This is a genomic window from Staphylococcus sp. GDY8P57P (genome assembly GCF_017892585.1).
Classification (GTDB): Bacteria; Bacillota; Bacilli; order Staphylococcales; family Staphylococcaceae; genus Staphylococcus; species Staphylococcus borealis.
The window spans coordinates 55,960-74,573 of sequence record NZ_JAESLK010000016.1 but is presented as its reverse complement, the minus strand read 5'-3'; the positions used below and the strand labels follow the sequence as shown (position 1 = coordinate 74,573).

At 36.1% G+C, this 18,614-nt stretch carries 13 protein-coding genes, 1 tRNA gene and 1 other RNA gene; 3 read left to right on the top strand and 12 right to left on the bottom strand.

What is annotated here, in order from left to right; genetic code table 11:
• Positions 1–367: 367 nt before the first annotated feature.
• The 11 genes from recR to gltB all read right to left on the bottom strand — a co-directional run bounded on the left by recR (position 368) and on the right by gltB (position 14,906).
• Positions 368–964, bottom strand: a complete 597-nt coding sequence (recR, locus tag KA878_RS04880; protein ID WP_053030221.1) for a recombination mediator RecR — start codon at positions 962–964, stop codon at positions 368–370.
• Between the two features lie 5 nt (positions 965–969).
• The gene (locus tag KA878_RS04875) at positions 970–1,287 is read right to left on the bottom strand and encodes a YbaB/EbfC family nucleoid-associated protein (protein WP_193839751.1); all 318 of its coding nucleotides are present in this window, start codon (positions 1,285–1,287) and stop codon (positions 970–972) included.
• A 155-nt stretch (positions 1,288–1,442) separates the two neighbouring features.
• Entirely contained in the window at positions 1,443–3,155 is a 1,713-nt protein-coding gene (dnaX, locus tag KA878_RS04870) for a DNA polymerase III subunit gamma/tau (RefSeq protein WP_193839752.1), read from the bottom strand.
• 68 nt (positions 3,156–3,223) lie between these two features.
• Entirely contained in the window at positions 3,224–3,751 is a 528-nt protein-coding gene (locus KA878_RS04865; protein ID WP_193839753.1) for a GNAT family N-acetyltransferase, read from the bottom strand.
• A 304-nt stretch (positions 3,752–4,055) separates the two neighbouring features.
• Positions 4,056–4,325, bottom strand: an RNA gene (ffs, locus tag KA878_RS04860) — signal recognition particle sRNA large type.
• A 91-nt stretch (positions 4,326–4,416) separates the two neighbouring features.
• Positions 4,417–5,142 carry a trehalose operon repressor gene (gene treR / locus KA878_RS04855; protein WP_193839754.1) on the bottom strand — a complete coding sequence of 242 codons (726 nt, stop codon included), beginning with the start codon at positions 5,140–5,142 and terminating at the stop codon, positions 4,417–4,419.
• Between the two features lie 21 nt (positions 5,143–5,163).
• The gene (treC, locus tag KA878_RS04850) at positions 5,164–6,798 is read right to left on the bottom strand and encodes an alpha,alpha-phosphotrehalase (protein ID WP_193839755.1); all 1,635 of its coding nucleotides are present in this window, start codon (positions 6,796–6,798) and stop codon (positions 5,164–5,166) included.
• A gap of 259 nt (positions 6,799–7,057) precedes the next feature.
• A complete protein-coding gene (gene treP / locus KA878_RS04845; protein WP_075109154.1) occupies positions 7,058–8,506 on the bottom strand; it encodes a PTS system trehalose-specific EIIBC component in 1,449 nt (482 codons plus the stop codon).
• Between the two features lie 191 nt (positions 8,507–8,697).
• A tRNA-Ser gene (locus tag KA878_RS04840) sits at positions 8,698–8,790 on the bottom strand.
• 113 nt (positions 8,791–8,903) lie between these two features.
• Complete coding sequence (locus tag KA878_RS04835) at positions 8,904–10,367, bottom strand: glutamate synthase subunit beta (RefSeq protein WP_193839756.1); 1,464 nt, start codon at positions 10,365–10,367, stop codon at positions 8,904–8,906.
• Positions 10,368–10,385: 18 nt separating this feature from the next.
• On the bottom strand, positions 10,386–14,906 hold the full coding sequence (gene gltB, locus KA878_RS04830) for a glutamate synthase large subunit (protein WP_193839757.1): 4,521 nt from the start codon (positions 14,904–14,906) through the stop codon (positions 10,386–10,388).
• Positions 14,907–15,069: 163 nt separating this feature from the next.
• On the opposite strand from gltB, the gene gltC reads away from it, so the two are divergent.
• From gltC to KA878_RS04815, 3 genes are all read left to right on the top strand, one after another.
• Positions 15,070–15,957: a glutamate biosynthesis transcriptional regulator GltC gene (gene gltC, locus KA878_RS04825; protein ID WP_193839758.1), complete on the top strand. Its 888-nt coding sequence runs from the start codon at positions 15,070–15,072 to the stop codon at positions 15,955–15,957.
• A 161-nt stretch (positions 15,958–16,118) separates the two neighbouring features.
• Positions 16,119–17,201: a YibE/F family protein gene (locus KA878_RS04820; protein ID WP_398577042.1), complete on the top strand. Its 1,083-nt coding sequence runs from the start codon at positions 16,119–16,121 to the stop codon at positions 17,199–17,201.
• Complete coding sequence (locus KA878_RS04815; RefSeq protein WP_193839759.1) at positions 17,198–18,007, top strand: YibE/F family protein; 810 nt, start codon at positions 17,198–17,200, stop codon at positions 18,005–18,007. The genes KA878_RS04820 and KA878_RS04815 overlap by 4 nt, the downstream gene beginning before the upstream one ends.
• 140 nt (positions 18,008–18,147) lie before the next feature.
• On the opposite strand, the gene KA878_RS04810 is transcribed toward KA878_RS04815, so the two are convergent.
• Positions 18,148–18,612, bottom strand: a complete 465-nt coding sequence (locus KA878_RS04810) for a GNAT family N-acetyltransferase (protein ID WP_193839760.1) — start codon at positions 18,610–18,612, stop codon at positions 18,148–18,150.
• Between the last annotated feature and the right edge of the window lie 2 nt (positions 18,613–18,614).

Below are 18,614 nucleotides of genomic sequence, written 5' to 3'. Positions count from 1 at the left end.
AATAAAGTCAATAACTTTTTTCATTAATTTTTGAAGTGTTTTAATGTTCGTTGATTTGTTCCGCTCAACAAATATATACTATACAGGCATTCATCCATTTTAACAACAGTAAAAATTACACTTTATTCAGTACAAAAAGTTCTAAAATACTCAATAAACGAACTTTAATTAATAATAAGTATTAAATAGTTCGTTTTTATGCATTATATCGTTTTTGTTACCCATTTTAATTCGTTTTAATCACTCAAATAACAAACTTTAAAAAATTTACATTTTTTTAAAATAAATTAAAAAAACGCTATTGCAAATCGAAATATAACTGTTATAGCTATATTTGCTATCAATTTGCTAATAGCGACTCTATGTTTTACATTTCTGTTCTTCCTGCTATTGCTTTAGATAAAGTAACTTCATCAGCGTATTCTAAATCTCCACCTACTGAGAGTCCTTGGGCTAATCTAGTGACTTTAATTCCAATAGGTTTCACCAATCTTGATATATACATCGCCGTTGATTCTCCCTCTAAGTTAGGATTCATAGCTAATATTAATTCTTTAACCTCATCATCTTTTAATCTATCAATTAATGTCGGTATATTAATATCTTCTGGCCCTATTCCATCCATTGGAGAGATTGAGCCATGTAGTACATGGTAAAGTCCTTTATACTCTCTCATCTTCTCCATCGCAATAACATCTTTATCATCTTCAACTACACATATAACTGAGCGATCACGTTGCTTATCTTCACAAATATAGCAAGGGTCATTCTCAGTTATATGACCACATACACTACAATAAGTAAGCTCACGTTTAACATCTACCAAGGCTTTAGCAAATTGGACTACATCGTCTTCTTTCATATCTAAAGTATGAAATGCCAGACGTTGAGCCGTCTTGGGACCAATGCCTGGCAGTTTCATAAAACTATCTATTAATTTAGATATAGGTTCAGGATAATGCATCTATATTACATTCCCGGAATATTTAAGCCTTGTGTATGCTTACCTAAACGTTCTTGAGTTAATTCGTCAGCTTTATTCATCGCTTCATTCGTTGCTGCTAAAACTAAATCTTGTAGCATTTCGATATCGTCTGGATCTACCGCTTCTTCTTTAATTTCAACATCTACAACTTCTTTGTGACCAGTAACTGTAACAACTACCATGCCACCACCTGCAGTACCAACAATACGTTCTTCTTTTAATTTTTCTTGCTCTTGAGCCATTTTCTTTTGCATTTTTTGCATTTGTTTCATCATTTGTTGCATATTTCCGCCACCGCGCATAATATCATTTCCTCCTTGAATGTATCGACATTATCTTTTAATTTATATTTTATTATACATACGTTTATATTTATTGTCATGTATCTCTGTTTCTAGAATCAATTCAACAATCCTATACTCAAATCAAGTTCTTACTATTAATATAACAAAAAGGATTATTCATCTATTAAATGAACAGTTTCTTCACCAAATAAGTCACGGGCTTTCTGTGCTACATCTGTGTCTTGCTTACTTTCTTCACCATTAGTTGGTGTTGTTTGATTATCTTTATCTTGTTGCTTTCTACTATTAATATATTCAGTTCTTACTCTCATCCATTGATCTGAAGGGACGCCCACTACTTCAACATTCTTATTAATGATGTTTCTCACTACATTTTCAATACTAGTTCGTTTTTCATCATCTCTATTAACAATTTCACAGTGTATCTCTTCATCAAACTGAACTAATACGCGTTTTTCACTAGCTGCTACAGGAATTGAGTTTTGTAATAAACTTACCAATGATTTCTTATCATTCTTTTTCGCATAGTCTACTACTTCTAGCCAGTGTTTCTTCAATAGTTGAATATCTTCTTTGTTTGCTTCGTCTAATACTTTAGCAATATTCGTCATTGAGAAAGTACCTTTATTCTGACGTCTACCACGCGTGTTCGTTTGTGTAGCATGCTGTTTTGAATTTGCTTGAGGGATGCCTTGAGCTTTGAGTGTTTTTAGTTCATTTTCTAGTTGTTCCATACGTTGTAACAACACGTCATTATTAGGTTGTGACGCAACTTGTGTTGTCGCAACATTGGTTACAGTGTCAGACTGTGATTTCATCATTTCAGCAATTTTTACTAGTAATACTTCAAAGTGCACATTTTGGTTCACACTAAAACGTATCGATACTAAAGTATCGTTAATGATATCAATCATATGATAAAGCGTATCTAAATTAAAATTCATTAGCGCATCGAATTCTGCATGATTATCGACCGTTTTATTCATAATTGTATCGCGAACAAAATAAATCATATCATTAATAAGGCGGTTTACTTCTTTTCCTTCTGAAATAAATTGATGATAGCGTGTAAATGCATTTTTAACATTCCCTTCAACAACGTCTTTAAATAATTCATTTAATGCCGCTTCATCCACACTACCCGTTACATCTAATACATCTTGTAGTGTAAGATGCTCATCACCAAATGCGATAGCTTGGTCCATAATACTTAGCGCATCACGCATACCACCTTCAGATGCTTTAGCAATAAACTCAAGGGCTTCATTATCATAATCTAAATGTTGTTCTTCAGCTACAAAGCGCAAGCGATCTGTAATTTGTTCTGTGCCTATCGCTTTAAAGTCAAAACGTTGCGCTCGCGAAATAATCGTAGGCGGGATTTTATGTGGTTCAGTTGTAGCAAGAATAAAAATAGCATGTGCCGGTGGTTCCTCAAGTGTTTTTAATAGCGCATTAAACGCACCAGTTGTTAGCATGTGCACCTCATCAATAATATATACTTTATATTTCGACTCACTAGGCGTATATTTAACTTTATCTCTAATGTTTCTAATTTCATCTACACCATTATTACTTGCAGCATCAATCTCAATCACATCGCCATTCGTACCTTGTGTAATACCTTTACAAATCGCACATTCATTACATGGTTCGCCATCTTGAGGATTTAAACAATTTATTGCTTTAGCAAACACTTTAGCAATACTCGTTTTACCAGTTCCACGAGGACCACTAAAGATATAGGCATGTGATTGTTTACCTTTGGAAATGGCGTTTCGTAACGTCTTAGTTACATGTTCTTGCCCCACAACATCCTGAAAGCTTTGGGGTCTAAACATTCGATACAAAGCTTGATAATTCACATCCGCACCTCCGTTAACAATTACTCTACATTATATCACGCATTATCGCCTTAATTTCAATGAATTTATTATGTCATATCTGCGTCTTGCACAATACCATGTGGATAATCATCCAGTTGATTCCATAGAAATTTAACCCGTAACATAGACGCATCTGTTTCTTTTGAGAAAATATGATGTTTGTCTGCCGATTCATAACCTAACCCTTCGAAATACTCTGGACAACACCCCACAACGATAGTCGTATATTGTTGTGATTTCGCGCGTTCTTCAACAGCTTGGACTAAGGCTTTGCCCAACCCTTCATTACGATATGGCTGTTCAACTATAAGGGACGCTAATTCTAGTGCTTTGTAACGCTGATTTTCAGCATTCAAATTGATCTCGCTAAGCATGACATGTCCTATAATATCGCCCGATTCATCTTTAGCAATGACTTCGAGTTCATAATTATAATTCGCTGCTTGACGTAATTTTGAAATGAGTGCACGTTGTCTTTGACCAGCACCTTGATGTTTCTCATCATAACTTGATTCTATTCTATTCAAAGTTTCGCTATAATCCATTTCCGTTAATGTACTTAAGAATAATCGCATATTGACACCCCTCTAATGCGTCAAAGTGTTCCCCGTTCGACACTCGGACATATCGCTTTCCCGTTTTTATTTATCTATATTTTATACAAAAAAATGGGAGCAGGACAGAATTCTGTTTAAATTCGTTGTCCCACTCCCTTAAGGATGACTAGAACTGAGAAATGCTTGATTTAAGCGCCTTCTCAATTTAGACAGCTACTGCGAACTCGCAAAGTAGCATCATTACATTATTTATATTACAAGCTCTCTTTTAAATTTGTACTAAAAATTTGATTTATTTCGGTTAATTTAACGTATTAAAAAACCGTGCACCTTCGAATCGAGTGTGTATCACAAACGTTACCGAAGTCGACAGCTAAATCTCGGCTACCCTACGGCACATATGAGGATCCACTTAATGCTGCTTCCGTCAGGACCTGACATGATTCATGGGTTCATATTGCATAGGACCGAAATCTTCAAACACTACGTGCTTCGGGCAGACTTCACAAAAACACACCCTCAACAAAGGAATTAAGTCTCGCATAAAGCGGATTTCGAGTACAGGGAACCGCTACCTCCCCACCTAGCACGGTAAGTTTTATAATACTATAAACGTTCTCCCTATTGCAAGTGTAAAGTTTTAATTCTCCATATCATCGACTCAAAAATAGCTTGATGCCATCTCATAATTTATGTCGTCTAGAGAATTCTTGGAATTTAAATTCTGTTGCTAAATGCTTAGACACATTGTATTGGAATGGCGTTGTGTTATTTAAATAAACGACACTTCTCACTGTTGCAGTATATGGTGGTTGTATTTTACCGAAAACATCATAGGCACTTTCAGTAAAAGGCTCAAACGTAATCGATTTGCTTGAATAACTGATATCTAATTCTAATTGCGTTTCTAAATAATGATAAATAGAATCTTTTGCTACTGAATTCGTAATACCCGGAACGATTGAAGCTAAAAAGTAATCTTCATCTAAAATCTTCACTCTATGATTGATACTTCTTGTACGTACAACATGAATCAGCTCCTCATCACCTTTAAGGTTTAATTGCGTTTTAACATAAGGTACCGAGTTAGCTTTAATCCGCTCGTTAATGAGTACTTCAGTTTCATGTTTCAAACCCAGTTCTTCTTGCACCTCTTTAAAGCTAATTAATTCTGAAAATGGGAACTCCGTAACACCTTGATCAATAACAATAGACCCCTTACCTCTAATTTTTTGAATCATACCATCATTTGCTAACAAGTCCAGTGCTTTTCGAACAGTTTCACGCGATGTGCCATATCGTGTTACCAATTCATGTTCTGACGGAAGTTGTTGTCCATCGGTATATACATCTTCATGTATTTGTTGCTTGAGTTGTTCATATATCGTTATGAATTTTTGTGTTGCCATGTCCTTCTCCATTACATCAATCTATTGAACATCAATGACAATTGCACCAAATGGAGATATTTCACCATTTTCTATTGTGCCATTTTGAATAATAACTGTTCCTTGTCTATTGATGTCTTCAGGTAATTTTACTGCTTCTTTTGAAAAGTTAGCAACCACGAGCCATGTTTGGCCGTCATAATTTCGACGGTACATGAATAATTGTGGGTGTTCCATATATAACGGCTCGATGTCACCATAAGTGATAATATCATGTTCATGACGCAATCGAATCAGTTCGCGATACGTGTGTAGTACGGATGTTTTGTCCTCAATTGCTGCTTCTACGTTAATATATTGCGCATTGTTTGGTATATCGATCCAAGGCGTACCAGTAGTGAAACCTGCTTGTTCACCTGATGTCCATTGAATAGGTGTTCTAGAATTGTCACGTGATTTTTGCCCTAGAATAGTTAAAATTTCACTTTCATCTATACCTTGTTGTTTTAAGTTATCATAGGCATTACGTGACTCAACATCACGATATTGTTGAATAGAATCAAAGCGCGGATCCGTCATACCGATTTCCTCGCCTTGATAAATGTATGGTGTACCTTGCAACATATGCAATGCGATAGCTAACATCTTAGCGCTTGCTTGTCGATTTTCTTCTGTAGAATCATCACCGAAACGAGATACAACGCGTGGTTGATCATGATTGCACCAGAAAATCGCATTCCATCCGCCACCTTCGTATATTCCAATTTGCCAATCCATCAATATTTCTTTTAGTTTTAAAAAGTCTAATTTCGCATTTGACCACTTTTCTCCATCAACATAGTCTACTTTTAGATGATGGAAGTTGAAGACACTACTTAATTCTTGTCGGTCAGATTTTGTATATTTGATACAATTATCAATGGTTGTTGATGACATTTCTCCTACCGTCATCATATCTTTATCTCCAAATGTATGACGATTGAGTTCATGTAGATACTCATGTACATGTGGTCCGTCAGTATAAAACTCTTTTCCAATTTTAGGAGAATCCTTAAATTCACCTTTAGAAATAAGATTAATTACATCAAAGCGGAAACCATCTACACCAAATTCAATCCAGTGGTTAACAACATCATATAAAGCCTGCCTCACTGCTTCATTATCCCAATTTAAGTCTGCTTGTGTGACATCGAATAAATGTAAATAATATTCATCTGTCTTCTCGTCGTATTGCCAAGCATTACCACCAAACTTCGATTCCCAATTAGTTGGAGGCCCATCTCGTGATGGTTTAAAGAAATAATAATCACGATACGGATTGTCTTTCGAACGGATTGCTTCTTTAAACCATTCATGTTCTGTAGATGTATGATTAATAACAATATCTATCATGACTTTTAAGTCTCTCTTATGTGCTTCACTGATTAATGTTTCAAAATCTTCTAGCGTTCCGAAGCGTTCGTTAATTTTCAAGTAATTGCTTATATCATAACCATTATCATTCATCGGTGATTCATAAACAGGTGTTAACCAAATGTAATCAACACCTAAATATTGAATATAGTCTAATTTTTCAATAATTCCTTTTAAATCTCCCTCACCATTACCTGTTGTATCGTTAAATGATTTGGGATAAATTTGATAAACGACAGACTTTTTCCAATCTTTTTGTGCCATGTATACTCACCTTTCGCTTATTAATCGTATTAATGTGATTTAAAGGGAGTGGGATAGAATTTTTTCGAATTCGTTATCCCCCTCCCAGTTTACTTAACTTGTCAAATTCCTTTATGAAAGTCTCTCTGCAGAGCCCGCCTGTAAGAATGACTAGAACCGAAAAACCTTGATTTAAATGCTCTCTCAGTTCAGTCAGCTACTGCGAAATTGCAAAATAGCATTTTATATTATTTATATTTCAGCGTCTTTATTTGTAAATTTATTTAGCTGTTGTTTCTTCAGGGTTTTCAACCATCTTCTTAGCTTTAATTGTTGTAAATCTTGCAAAGACAATTGTCAAAATAGCTGGTATTGCCATAGCAAGTAATGTAACTGGCATATAAATAAACCAAAATTCACTTTGAATTGAAATGAAGGCTGGAACACCACCTACACCGACACTACCCAATACCTTTTTAGCGCCGATAATAGCACCTAAAACGCTTGATGTACAAATAGCAGCAAAGAAAGGTACTTTTAACGGTAAATTCACACCAAACATTGCAGGTTCTGTAACACCTAAAAATGCTGATACACTTGAAGTTAAGGCTAAACCTTCTTCTTTTACCATTTTGCGTCGTCTATAGATAAACCACGCTCCAAACGCTGCCGAACCTTGACAGATATTAGATATTGCAACGATCGGCCATAAATATGTACCGCCCAGTTTGCTTCCCATTAATTGGAAGTCAACTGCCAAGAACATATGGTGTAATCCCGTAATAACAAGTGGTGCATAGAAAAATCCATAAATCGCACCACCTAACCAACCAGCATGTTCGAAGACAAATTGAACTGCACCAGTAATACCAGTACCTATCACAAGTGCAATCGGACCAATAATTATAAATGCTAAGAATCCAGTGACCAGTAATGCTACCGGTCCGACAACTAACATTTTAATTGAGTCATGAACAACTTTATTTAATGCTTTTTCAATGAGTGATAAGACATAAGCTGCAATTAAAACTGGTAAGACTTGGCCTTGATAGTTTAATTGTTTGATTTCAAGCCCAAAAAGATTCCATGTCGGAATATGGCCTTTAGCAATGTCATATTGTGAAACTAACTGTGGATGCATTAGGATAAGTCCAAGTACTAAACCTAATATTGGACTACCACCAAACACTTTCATACTACTCCAACCAATTAATGCTGGTAAAAAGATAAACGCTGTACTTGCGATGACGTTAATAATATTCGATATATCACCCAACTGAGGATATTGTTCAACAAGTGGTTTAGGACCAAATAATTTTTCCATAGTAAGTAAATTATTAATCCCCATTAAGAGACCTGCTGTAACTAATGCCGGTAAAATCGGAATGAAGATATCTCCCAATAGTTTTATAAGTCGTTGTAAAGGATTGCCTTTTTTCGCTGCAGCAGCTTTAGCCTCATCTTTTGAGGATTCTGCTACACCTGTCTCTTGAATAAATTGTTTATACACTTCGTCCACGGTACCAGGTCCTATAACGATTTGGTATTGGTTATCCGCTTTAAATTGACCTTTAACAAGTGCATTATCGTCTAATGCATCTTTATCAACTTTATTGTCATCTTTTAACACTAAACGCAGTCGTGTAACACAGTGCGTTGCAGTTTCAATGTTTTCTTGCCCACCTATTGCTTTGACGATATCCTGCACATCTTTTCTTTTTACAGCCACGACTTTCACTCCCTTATTTTTAATAACCCAAGTATAACTTGTCTAGACAAGTTTTGTAAAGGCTTTCATAATATTGTTGAATTTTCATTCTAGAATGGGCGCTAAATGCAATAAAAAAGACAAGTACTCAACATATTAAACATTGAGTACTTGTCTTTTTTATATTTATTAGTCTTGGATTTTAATTATAATGGCGGAGGAAGAGGGATTCGAACCCCCGCGGCCCGTTAAGGCCCTGTCGGTTTTCAAGACCGATCCCTTCAGCCGGACTTGGGTATTCCTCCAATGAACACAATAAATATCATATACCACGGTTCATTGGAAGTCAATCACTTTTATAGTCAAATTGTAAAATTATTCATTTTTATTTTTAGTACGCGCTTATACGCCATTGAACTTACACGAAGACCTTTTGTTTTAAGAAGTGATCTACTGATTGAGCAACGCCACGCCCTTCTTTAATTGCCCAAACTACCAAACTTTGACCTCTTCGCGCATCTCCAGCGGCAAAAATCTTTTCTTTATTAGTACGATAGTCTTTATCGTTGGCGATAATTTTATTTTGTTGTGTTGCAATATCAAATGACCTTGGGACAGTTGGTTCTGTACCTTCAAAACCTATTGATAAAAGCACAAGATCTGCTGGCCAATGTCTTTCAGTACCATCTACAACAACCATTCCTTCTGGTGTTTCTTCTAAAATTTGTGTGTATACACCACGAACATTACCAATGTGATCTACATCGTATCGCATCGTCTGAACACCATAGGCACGCGGTTCTCTACCGAAACGTGCTTCATATTCTTTATGTGCATAATCCATTTTGAAGACAGGTAATGCCAATGGCCATGACGTATTACTTTCAAATGCGATTTCTTCAGGTGCTTTTGTATATTTGTTGAATTGTACTATTGACTTACAATTCTCACGTAATGCGGTAGCGACACAGTCTGCGCCAGTGTCACCAGCCCCAATAATGATGACGTTTTTCCCTTTAGCCGTTATTGTCGGTTCATCTATTTCACCATTTAATAACTGAGTCTGTTCAGTTAAATAATCCATAGCAAAGTGTATCCCTTGGCCCATGCGCCCTTCTAATGGTAAGTCACGCGCTTTTTGAGCACCCGTACATAAGATAATAGCGTCATACGTCTGCTCTAATGTTTCACGTGATATATCTACACCAATGTTGGTATTCGTCTTAAAGGTAATACCCGCCTCTTTCATTAATGCGATACGACGACGTACAACCTCTTTATCTAATTTCATATTTGGAATACCATACATAAGTAAGCCACCCGCTTCAGCAGCTCTTTCAAACACTGTCACTTGGTACCCCTTATAATTGAGCTCTTCGGCAGCAGTAAGACCGGCTGGACCGCTTCCTACAATTGCTACAGATTGTTCTAATCGTCGCTTAGGGTATTTAGGCTTAACCCACCCGTGTTCATAGGCTTCGTCAATAATCGTACGCTCAATACCTTTAATGGCAACTGATTCACGATTAATTTTCATAACACAAGACTGTTCACAAGGTGCTGGACAGACACGGCCCGTAAATTCAGGAAAATTATTTGTTTCACTCAAACGATGATAGGCAGACTCAAAATCTTGTCGATAAACTAAATCATTCCATTCAGGGATATAGTTACCGATTGGACAACCAATAGTTTCTCTCCCGAAAGGAAGACCTGTTTGACAAAATGGTGTCCCACAGTCCATACATCGTGCACCTTGAATGGACGCTTCTTCACGAGAAAAACGCTGTTGAAAAGCATCATGATGCTTCAAACGGTCAACTAAAGACAGTTCAGATAATGATTGCTTTTCATATTTCATAAATCCCTTAAATTCCCCCATAACAGACCCCTCCTTTCTTTAATAAATCACTGCTGGTTGTAATTCTTTGTCAATTGCCGTACGGTCATCGTAAAATGCTGCTAGTTTAGCTTCATCTATTTGTAATAAATTACGATTTTGTAATTCGATTTTTTGCATCATTAGTTCGTAATCTTTTGGAATTACTTTGACAACTTTATCTGCCACATGTTCAAAATCATTTAAAATTGCTGCTGCTTTTGTACTTTGCGTATAGTGGTAGTGCTCTTCTAACATAGCTTTAAGTAACGTTTTCTCCTCATTATGCGTCACTTCCTTAAACGCTAAGGTTGGCAATTGATTCTTATGTTTAAATGATTCAATATCACTTGGGAATACATAACAAACACCACCACTCATGCCTTGACCAAAGTTCTTACCAACATCCCCTAAGTTGACTACATGTCCTCCAGTCATATATTCCAAACCGTGATCACCGATACCTTCGACGACCACATCAACGCCACTATTTCGAATACAGAAGCGTTCGCCAGCACTACCATTAATAAAGGCTTTACCTTTTGAAGCGCCATAGAAACATACATTTCCAGCTATAATTTCACGTTCTCGCTCTTTATTTGGCGCTTTAACAACAACTATACCGCCTGATAAACCTTTACCAACGTAATCATTTGCATCACCTGTATGTTGAATTAACAATCCTGACGGTGCGAATGCCGCTAAACTCTGTCCTGCATGTCCGTGCGTTTTAGCTACAATAGTTGCTTCTGGTAAGCCATTAGCACCGTGTTGCTGTGTAATATAGCTTCCTGTAATAACCCCTACATCTCGTTGTTCATTATTAATCACATAGTTCCCTTTAAATACTTTTCCATCCTCAATACTTTGTTTAGCATCTTTATAAAGATAATTTAAATCGAAACCGATATCTAAATGATGATTTTGATTGATTTCTTTTGCGTTAGGCCCATCAACTGAATCCAATAACTTTTCGATATCCAATGTTGCTGCTTTCGAACGTTCATCGATTCGACTTGAACGTTGTAATAAATCGGTACGTCCGATCAATTCTTCAACCGTTCTTAATCCTAATGAAGCTAAGACCTCTCTTAACTCTTCAGCAATAAAATGCATAAAGTTAACAACGTGGTCAGCCTTACCTCTAAATAGTGCTCTCAAATCTTTATTCTGTGTCGCAATACCTACTGGGCATGTATCATTATGACAAACACGCATCATGACGCACCCTAAAACAACTAATGGCGCAGTCGCAAATCCAAATTCTTCAGCACCTAATGCGCATGCTAACGCCACATCCCTACCCGTCATCAACTTACCATCTGTTTCTAATCGGACACGGCTACGTAAATGATTTAATTTCAATGTTTGATGTGTTTCAGCTAAGCCAAGTTCCCAAGGCAACCCAGCGTGTTGAATACTTGTCTTAGGCGATGCACCTGTACCTCCGTCATACCCACTCACGACAATTTTATCTGCAAATGCTTTAGCAACACCTGATGCAATGGTTCCGATTCCTGTTTTTGAGACTAATTTAACTGCTACGTCTGCATTTCTATTCGCGTTCTTTAAATCATGAATAAGTTGCCCCAAATCTTCAATTGAATAAATATCATGATGAGGCGGTGGTGAAATCAACCCAATACCTGGCGTTGAACCACGTGTTTCAGCGATCCATGGATAAACTTTCGTTCCAGGTAACTGTCCACCTTCACCCGGCTTAGCACCTTGAGCAACTTTAATTTGTAACTCTTTTGCATGTTGTAAGTACTCGCTCGTTACACCAAAACGCCCTGAAGCCACTTGCTTAATCGCACTTGATAACACACTACCATCCGCTTGAATTTCATACCGTTTGGGATTTTCGCCACCTTCACCACTGTTACTTTTACCACCAAGACGATTCATGGCTTGGGCCAATGTTTGATGTGCTTCTTCAGAAATAGAACCGTAACTCATCGCACCTGTATTAAAACGTTTAACAATGGTTTCTACTGGCTCAACCTCACTAATATGAACCGGTCGCTGTACTTTAAATTCTAATAAATCACGTAAATGATCATTTCTTTGATCATGTACAGCATTAGAAAAAGCTTTAAACTGTGTATAGTCATTCTCACGACATGCATGTTGTAACAAGTGTATGGTTGTAGGATTAAATACGTGATGTTGACCTTGTTGGCGCCACTGGAAGACACTTCCCGAATCAAGGTACTCATTATGTCTTTGTTGACGCATTTTATTCTCTACGTCAATTTGTTGAATACTTAACCCTGATAATTTGGATTGTGTTCCAGTAAAATAAGCATCAATTACATCTTGGGATAAACCAACCGCTTCAAAGATTTGAGCCCCTTGATAACTTTGAACAGTAGAGATACCCATTTTCGCCATCACCTTAATAACACCTTCTGATAGAACACGTGTGTAAGTTTCAACATTATCTGAAATCGTGCCTTCTAAACGATGTGTTTCAGTTAAATGGGCAATGGTTTGTTGTGCTAAATATGGAATGACCGCATTCGCACCATATCCTAATAAACATGCCACATGGTGTACCTCACGCGTTTCACCAGATAGCGCTACTAAGCTCGTATCCATGCGTAAGCCTTCTCTTATCAATAACTGATGAATATGACTGATAGCCAGAAGTATTGGCATAGCGTAGCGTTGTTTCGATGCCCCATCCTCGATATGACAATCAATGAGTTCACTATCATCTAGGACTAATATCGTATAACCTTCTCGTGTAGCTTGTATTGCAGCGTCACCTAATCTTTCCAATGCCACTTCAAGATGATCTTGATACAGTGTAGACAAGTGTTTCACGTTAAACTTACTTTGTTTAATCCTATTGAGTTGCGTTAAAGTCAGGACCGGTTTTGCTAATTGAATACGATTCAATACCGTTTCATCCGGATGGAATAAGTTACCTTCTCCACCTAAATATGATAATTCACTCGTTACAATCTTTTCACGATAGGCATCAATAGGCGGATTGGTTACCTGTGCAAATAACTGTTTAAAGTAATTAAATAATGATTCTGGTCTCTCGTTTAATACGGCAAGTGGTGCATCATACCCCATCGCACCGATTGGATCTTTCTTACCTTTCACTAACTCAGCCATATATTTATATATATCTTCTTTGGTATATCCAAATTGACGTTGTAACTTAAATAATATCTTGTGATTCAGTGAAGACTGACGATAGATTTGCGCTTCTAATTGTAAATCTATTTTATTGTTATCTAACCACTTCTTATAAGGATATTGACTGGCAATACGCGCTTTCAACTCATTGTTTTCAATTACTTGACGTGACTCAAAATCTACAAGAAGTAACTTTCCAGGATTAAGTTGTCCTTTGTAAGCAACATTGTCTTCTGGTACATCCACAACGCCTACTTCGGATGAAAAGACAATAAAATTATCTTTTGTAATTGTATAGCGACCTGGTCGTAATCCATTACGGTCAGTTAATGCACCAATTTTATCTCCATTACAGAACGAAATCATCGTTGGACCATCCCATGGTTCCATCAAATAACTATAAAACTCATAGAACGCACGAACATTCGCATCATTTTCTTTGTTATATAACCATGGTTCAGGGATAAGCAACATCGCAGCTTCTTCAGGTTCCATTGCCAATGATAGAAATTCTAGCGCATTGTCTACAATTGCTGAATCACTTCCATCTTCATCAACAATGTTCTGTATTTTACTATGCTCTTCGCCAAATAATGTTTGAATTAATTGTCTTTGACGTGCTCTCATCCAATTCACATTACCTTTAATTGTATTGATTTCACCATTATGCATTAATAAACGATTTGGATGTGCACGTTTCCAACTCGGAAAAGTGTTTGTACTAAATCTTGAATGTACTAAACCTAGCTTAGATTGATAATCTTCATGATTTAAATCTAAATATAATTTTTTTATTTGATCTGAGCGTAACCATCCCTTATATACAATCGTCTTATGGGATAAGCTTGTAAAATAAAGACCTAAGTCTTGCTGTTCTGCATATTGTTCTATTTGCTTTCTTGCTATATATAACGGTTTAACTGGCGTTGCAACTGATCGAATATCTATAAACACTTGTTGAATGTGTGGCATTGTAGATGCAACATGAGGTGCTATGGCGTTGACATCAACAGGTACATCTCGATAGCCAATTACTTTTAGGCCTTCACTTTGAAAGTAATGATTAAATTGCGATTCGTGTGTCGTACCTTGTATCTTTTCATTAGAGAAAAAAAGACCTACCGCATAACCGCCCTCATTAGGTAAGTCTAAATCGACATGTGCTTCAAAAAATTGAAATGGTATTTCGGTCATAATACCTGCACCATCACCTGTTATACCATCCGCACCAACACCACCACGATGGTCAAGTCGACGTAACATTTCGAGTGATTTTTCAATAATATCGTGCGACCTTAAATTATTCATGTTTGCGTAGAAACCAATACCGCATGCATCATGTTCCTCACGGTAATCATATAATCCTCTTTTTAATCTTTCATCAAACATGATGCCCACTCCTTTTGAGAATTTTCAGAAAATTTACTGTTAATAATAATTAATATAATGTAAAATATTTATCTGAACAATATATTAATTAGATGACTTAATTCTAAAAATTAGAACAATCGACAATAAAATGTTTATGCGCACAGTAGAAAGGAGCATTCATTTGGAAATTAAACAATTAAAATATTTCGTAGAAGTTGCACGTCGAGAACATCTCTCTGAAGCAGCACTCGAGTTGAATATTGCCCAATCTGCAATAAGTCGACAAATCACATTGTTAGAACAAGAACTACAAGTTACTTTATTTAATAGGCAAGGGCGAAACATCCATTTAACGTCACATGGTAAAGCGTTACTCACTCAGGCGACTCAGATTTTGGAGCAGTTAGACGAAACAGTAGCATTATTTCAACAAACTAATCACAAAAATGCGCGCATACTTAATATTGGGTTTGAAGAGAGCTATATTTCTCAAATGATTACTGCCATCATTCAAGCGTTTGAGCGCCAATATGATAGCATAATTGTTCCTCATATGATGTCATCATCTGAGATTTCTGAAGCGCTATATACTGGTAAAATTGATATTGGATTGGTTGAAATAAACACGGCTCTTCAGAAGAACGCTAATTTATCACTCAAACCATTATTTGAAGAAACATACCATGTTTATGTGCCTAAAGATGATGTGATTGCTTTATCTATAAATCCGCCACTAACTCAACTAGCTGAAACACAACTATTCACTTTGAAACCTTTAGCAACAACTATAGAAAGCCGTTTACAACATACTTTAAAGTTACCAATTCATATCATTGGAACGAAATCCCTAGCACACTATTTACTTAAACATCACCGTGGCTATGTCATCTTGCCTGATTACTTATCATTGGAGAATGAGATGGAGTCATTATGTGATATATCATTAGCGCATACAGAATTAAAACGCTCCTTTTGCGTCGCCTTCAAAAAAGATAATAAAAAAGTAGATATTCTCAATTTATCGAATTTAATACATCAACTTCTAAGTAAAGTGTCGACATACCATTAACAGTATGAGGTGATATGTCATAATTCAAATAGTTACTATTTGAATAATACAGTTGAGGAGCGTATAATCACTCTGACTTATTAAAGCGTAGAATTTCGAGTTATAAATGAGGGTTAAATATAATGAATGCACAAAATCGCAACTATTTTAGTCATCGTATAATGAATACCATTATTGTAATTATCGGATTATTTATCATCGGCGCCTTTATTTTTACGTTTTTCAATGCACGTTTCTATAACACCCCTATCGGAAAAGTGACACATGTAGAAACGAGTAACGCTCACAAAGTCGTTGATGAACAACATAATACCGACTTCAAATACAAACAACATTTAACAATAGAAATATTAAATGGTAAATATAAAGGTGAATCCACTACGATAGATAATACCTATGTCAAATCGCAAGCAGATTCAGAGCACTTTAGTAAAAATAATAAGGTCTTAATGCACATTCAAAACAGCCCGAAAGATGCAACAATCTTAGAGAAAAAACGCGATAGTCTTACTGTAGCAATTGTAGGTATATTTATTATGTCCCTATTACTCGTTGGACGTAATGTAGGTTTACAGTCTATCCTGTCACTTATCTTTAACACTGGTGCTATTTTAATAGCTATTGCAATCCATGATAAACATCCATCTACTAACCTATTCATTCTAATGAGTGTGGCAATCGTGCTGTCTACCATTGTCACGCTATTGCTCGTAACCGGTTGGCATATGCGCACTTGGATCACAACAATCGGTACGTTATTAGGTACATTTTTATGTATTGGTATCACTCAAATCATTATTCAATTAACCAATGGATCTGGTATTAAATATGAAACAATGAGTTTTCTAACATTACCACCTAAAGATATATTCTTAGCATCCGTGCTTATTGGATCTTTAGGCGCTGTAATGGATGTCGCCATTACAATATCAAGTGGTATGTATGAAATCTTACAACGTACGCCTAACATTTCTTTATCGCGTTGGGCTCTAGCAGGTCGTAATATAGGACAAGATATTATGGGAACTATGACAAATATTTTACTTTTCTCCTACTTATCAGGAAGTTTGCCAATGTTCCTAATTTATTTAAAAAATGCTAACACATTTACATATACGATTTCGATGAATTGGTCTTTAGAAATCGCTCGTGCTATAACAGGTGGTATTGGTATCGTACTCACGATTCCAATTACGATTAGCCTGATGGTTATGTGGATGAAATGGAAGGGTGTGACAAGATGAATGCAGTCGTCCTACTAGCACTCATTTTATTTATTTTAATGCTTATCTTCGGCGGTAAAAAAGGATTAGTTTCATACTTAACATTATTCCTAAACTTTATAATCTTACTGATCAGTATTGTGTTCATTTTATTTGGAACACCTATTTATTTAGTTTCATTGATATTTTGTATCGTCATTGCTGCTTGTAACTTGTTTATTTTAAATAGTTACAATATTAAAACCAAGGCTGCTTTTATTGCTACAATATTAACTACGATATTATTAATATTAGGCATTTATTTATCTATAAGTATTGGTCATCTACAAGGGTTTACTACGGAACAACAAGATGAAACCTATATTTTTTCAATGAATATCGGTATCGATATGGTTCAATTCTCAGTATTTACGGTTATTTTAGCTGTTATTGCAGCTGTCATTGACTTAACGATAACGATAAGTTCACCTATGTATGAGCTCAATGAAACCAATCCTAATCTTTCACGCAAGGCATTGTTCCAGTCAGGTATGCGTGTAGGGAGAGAAATTTTAGCAACTTCTGCCAATACAATATATTTAGCTTATTTTGGGGGTCAATTAACACTATTCTTTTGGTTTTTCCAATTACATTATTCTTTTGGACACATTATTAACTCAAAGATATTTGCGCAAGAATTCATTTCTATCTTACTCGGTGGAATTGCTGTAGCGATTAGTATCCCTATCACAGCATGGATTACTGCATTATTAATTAAGCATCCTAAATTAAGTACACAGCCTTCACAAGAAGTTTCACAAACTTCAGAGCAAAACATCAATCATTAAATTGATAAAACAACAAGTGCCATACAATCTTGAAATAAGTTATCGAGATTGGGACAGAAGCCTTTATGAATGTCTTGTCCTACCTCATTTATTTCATATTGATTGTAATGGCACTTTTTTAATGCGCATATTTATAAAAACTATATGTTCAAATTCATAATATGAACTGGTCGACCTTCTAAGCTCGTCTCTCCAGTTATTGAATATTCGGCTTGTTTATACAACGATATTGCTTTGTCATTGTCAGTATTTACAGTCAATACTATTTCATTAATATAGGGAAACGTTGCTTTAATATAGCTTGGTAGTTGTTGAATCACAGCTTTTCCAACACCTTGACCACGATATCGTGCATCTACACTAAATGAACGGAAAAATATAGCATCTTGATGATTGCTATACGGTTTAACCCCTTGACCTTCATGTAATGTAAAGAAGCCCACGCATTGATCATTTAACATAACAAGTGTCGGATGACGCTCATTGTCCCCTTTAGCCGATGCAATATTATCATTAGGCGTTCGAGTGAATTTTCTATCTTCTGCTAATATTTCAAACGCATTTAATAGTGGTTGATCGTGAATTGTATATGGTCGTATTTCCATTT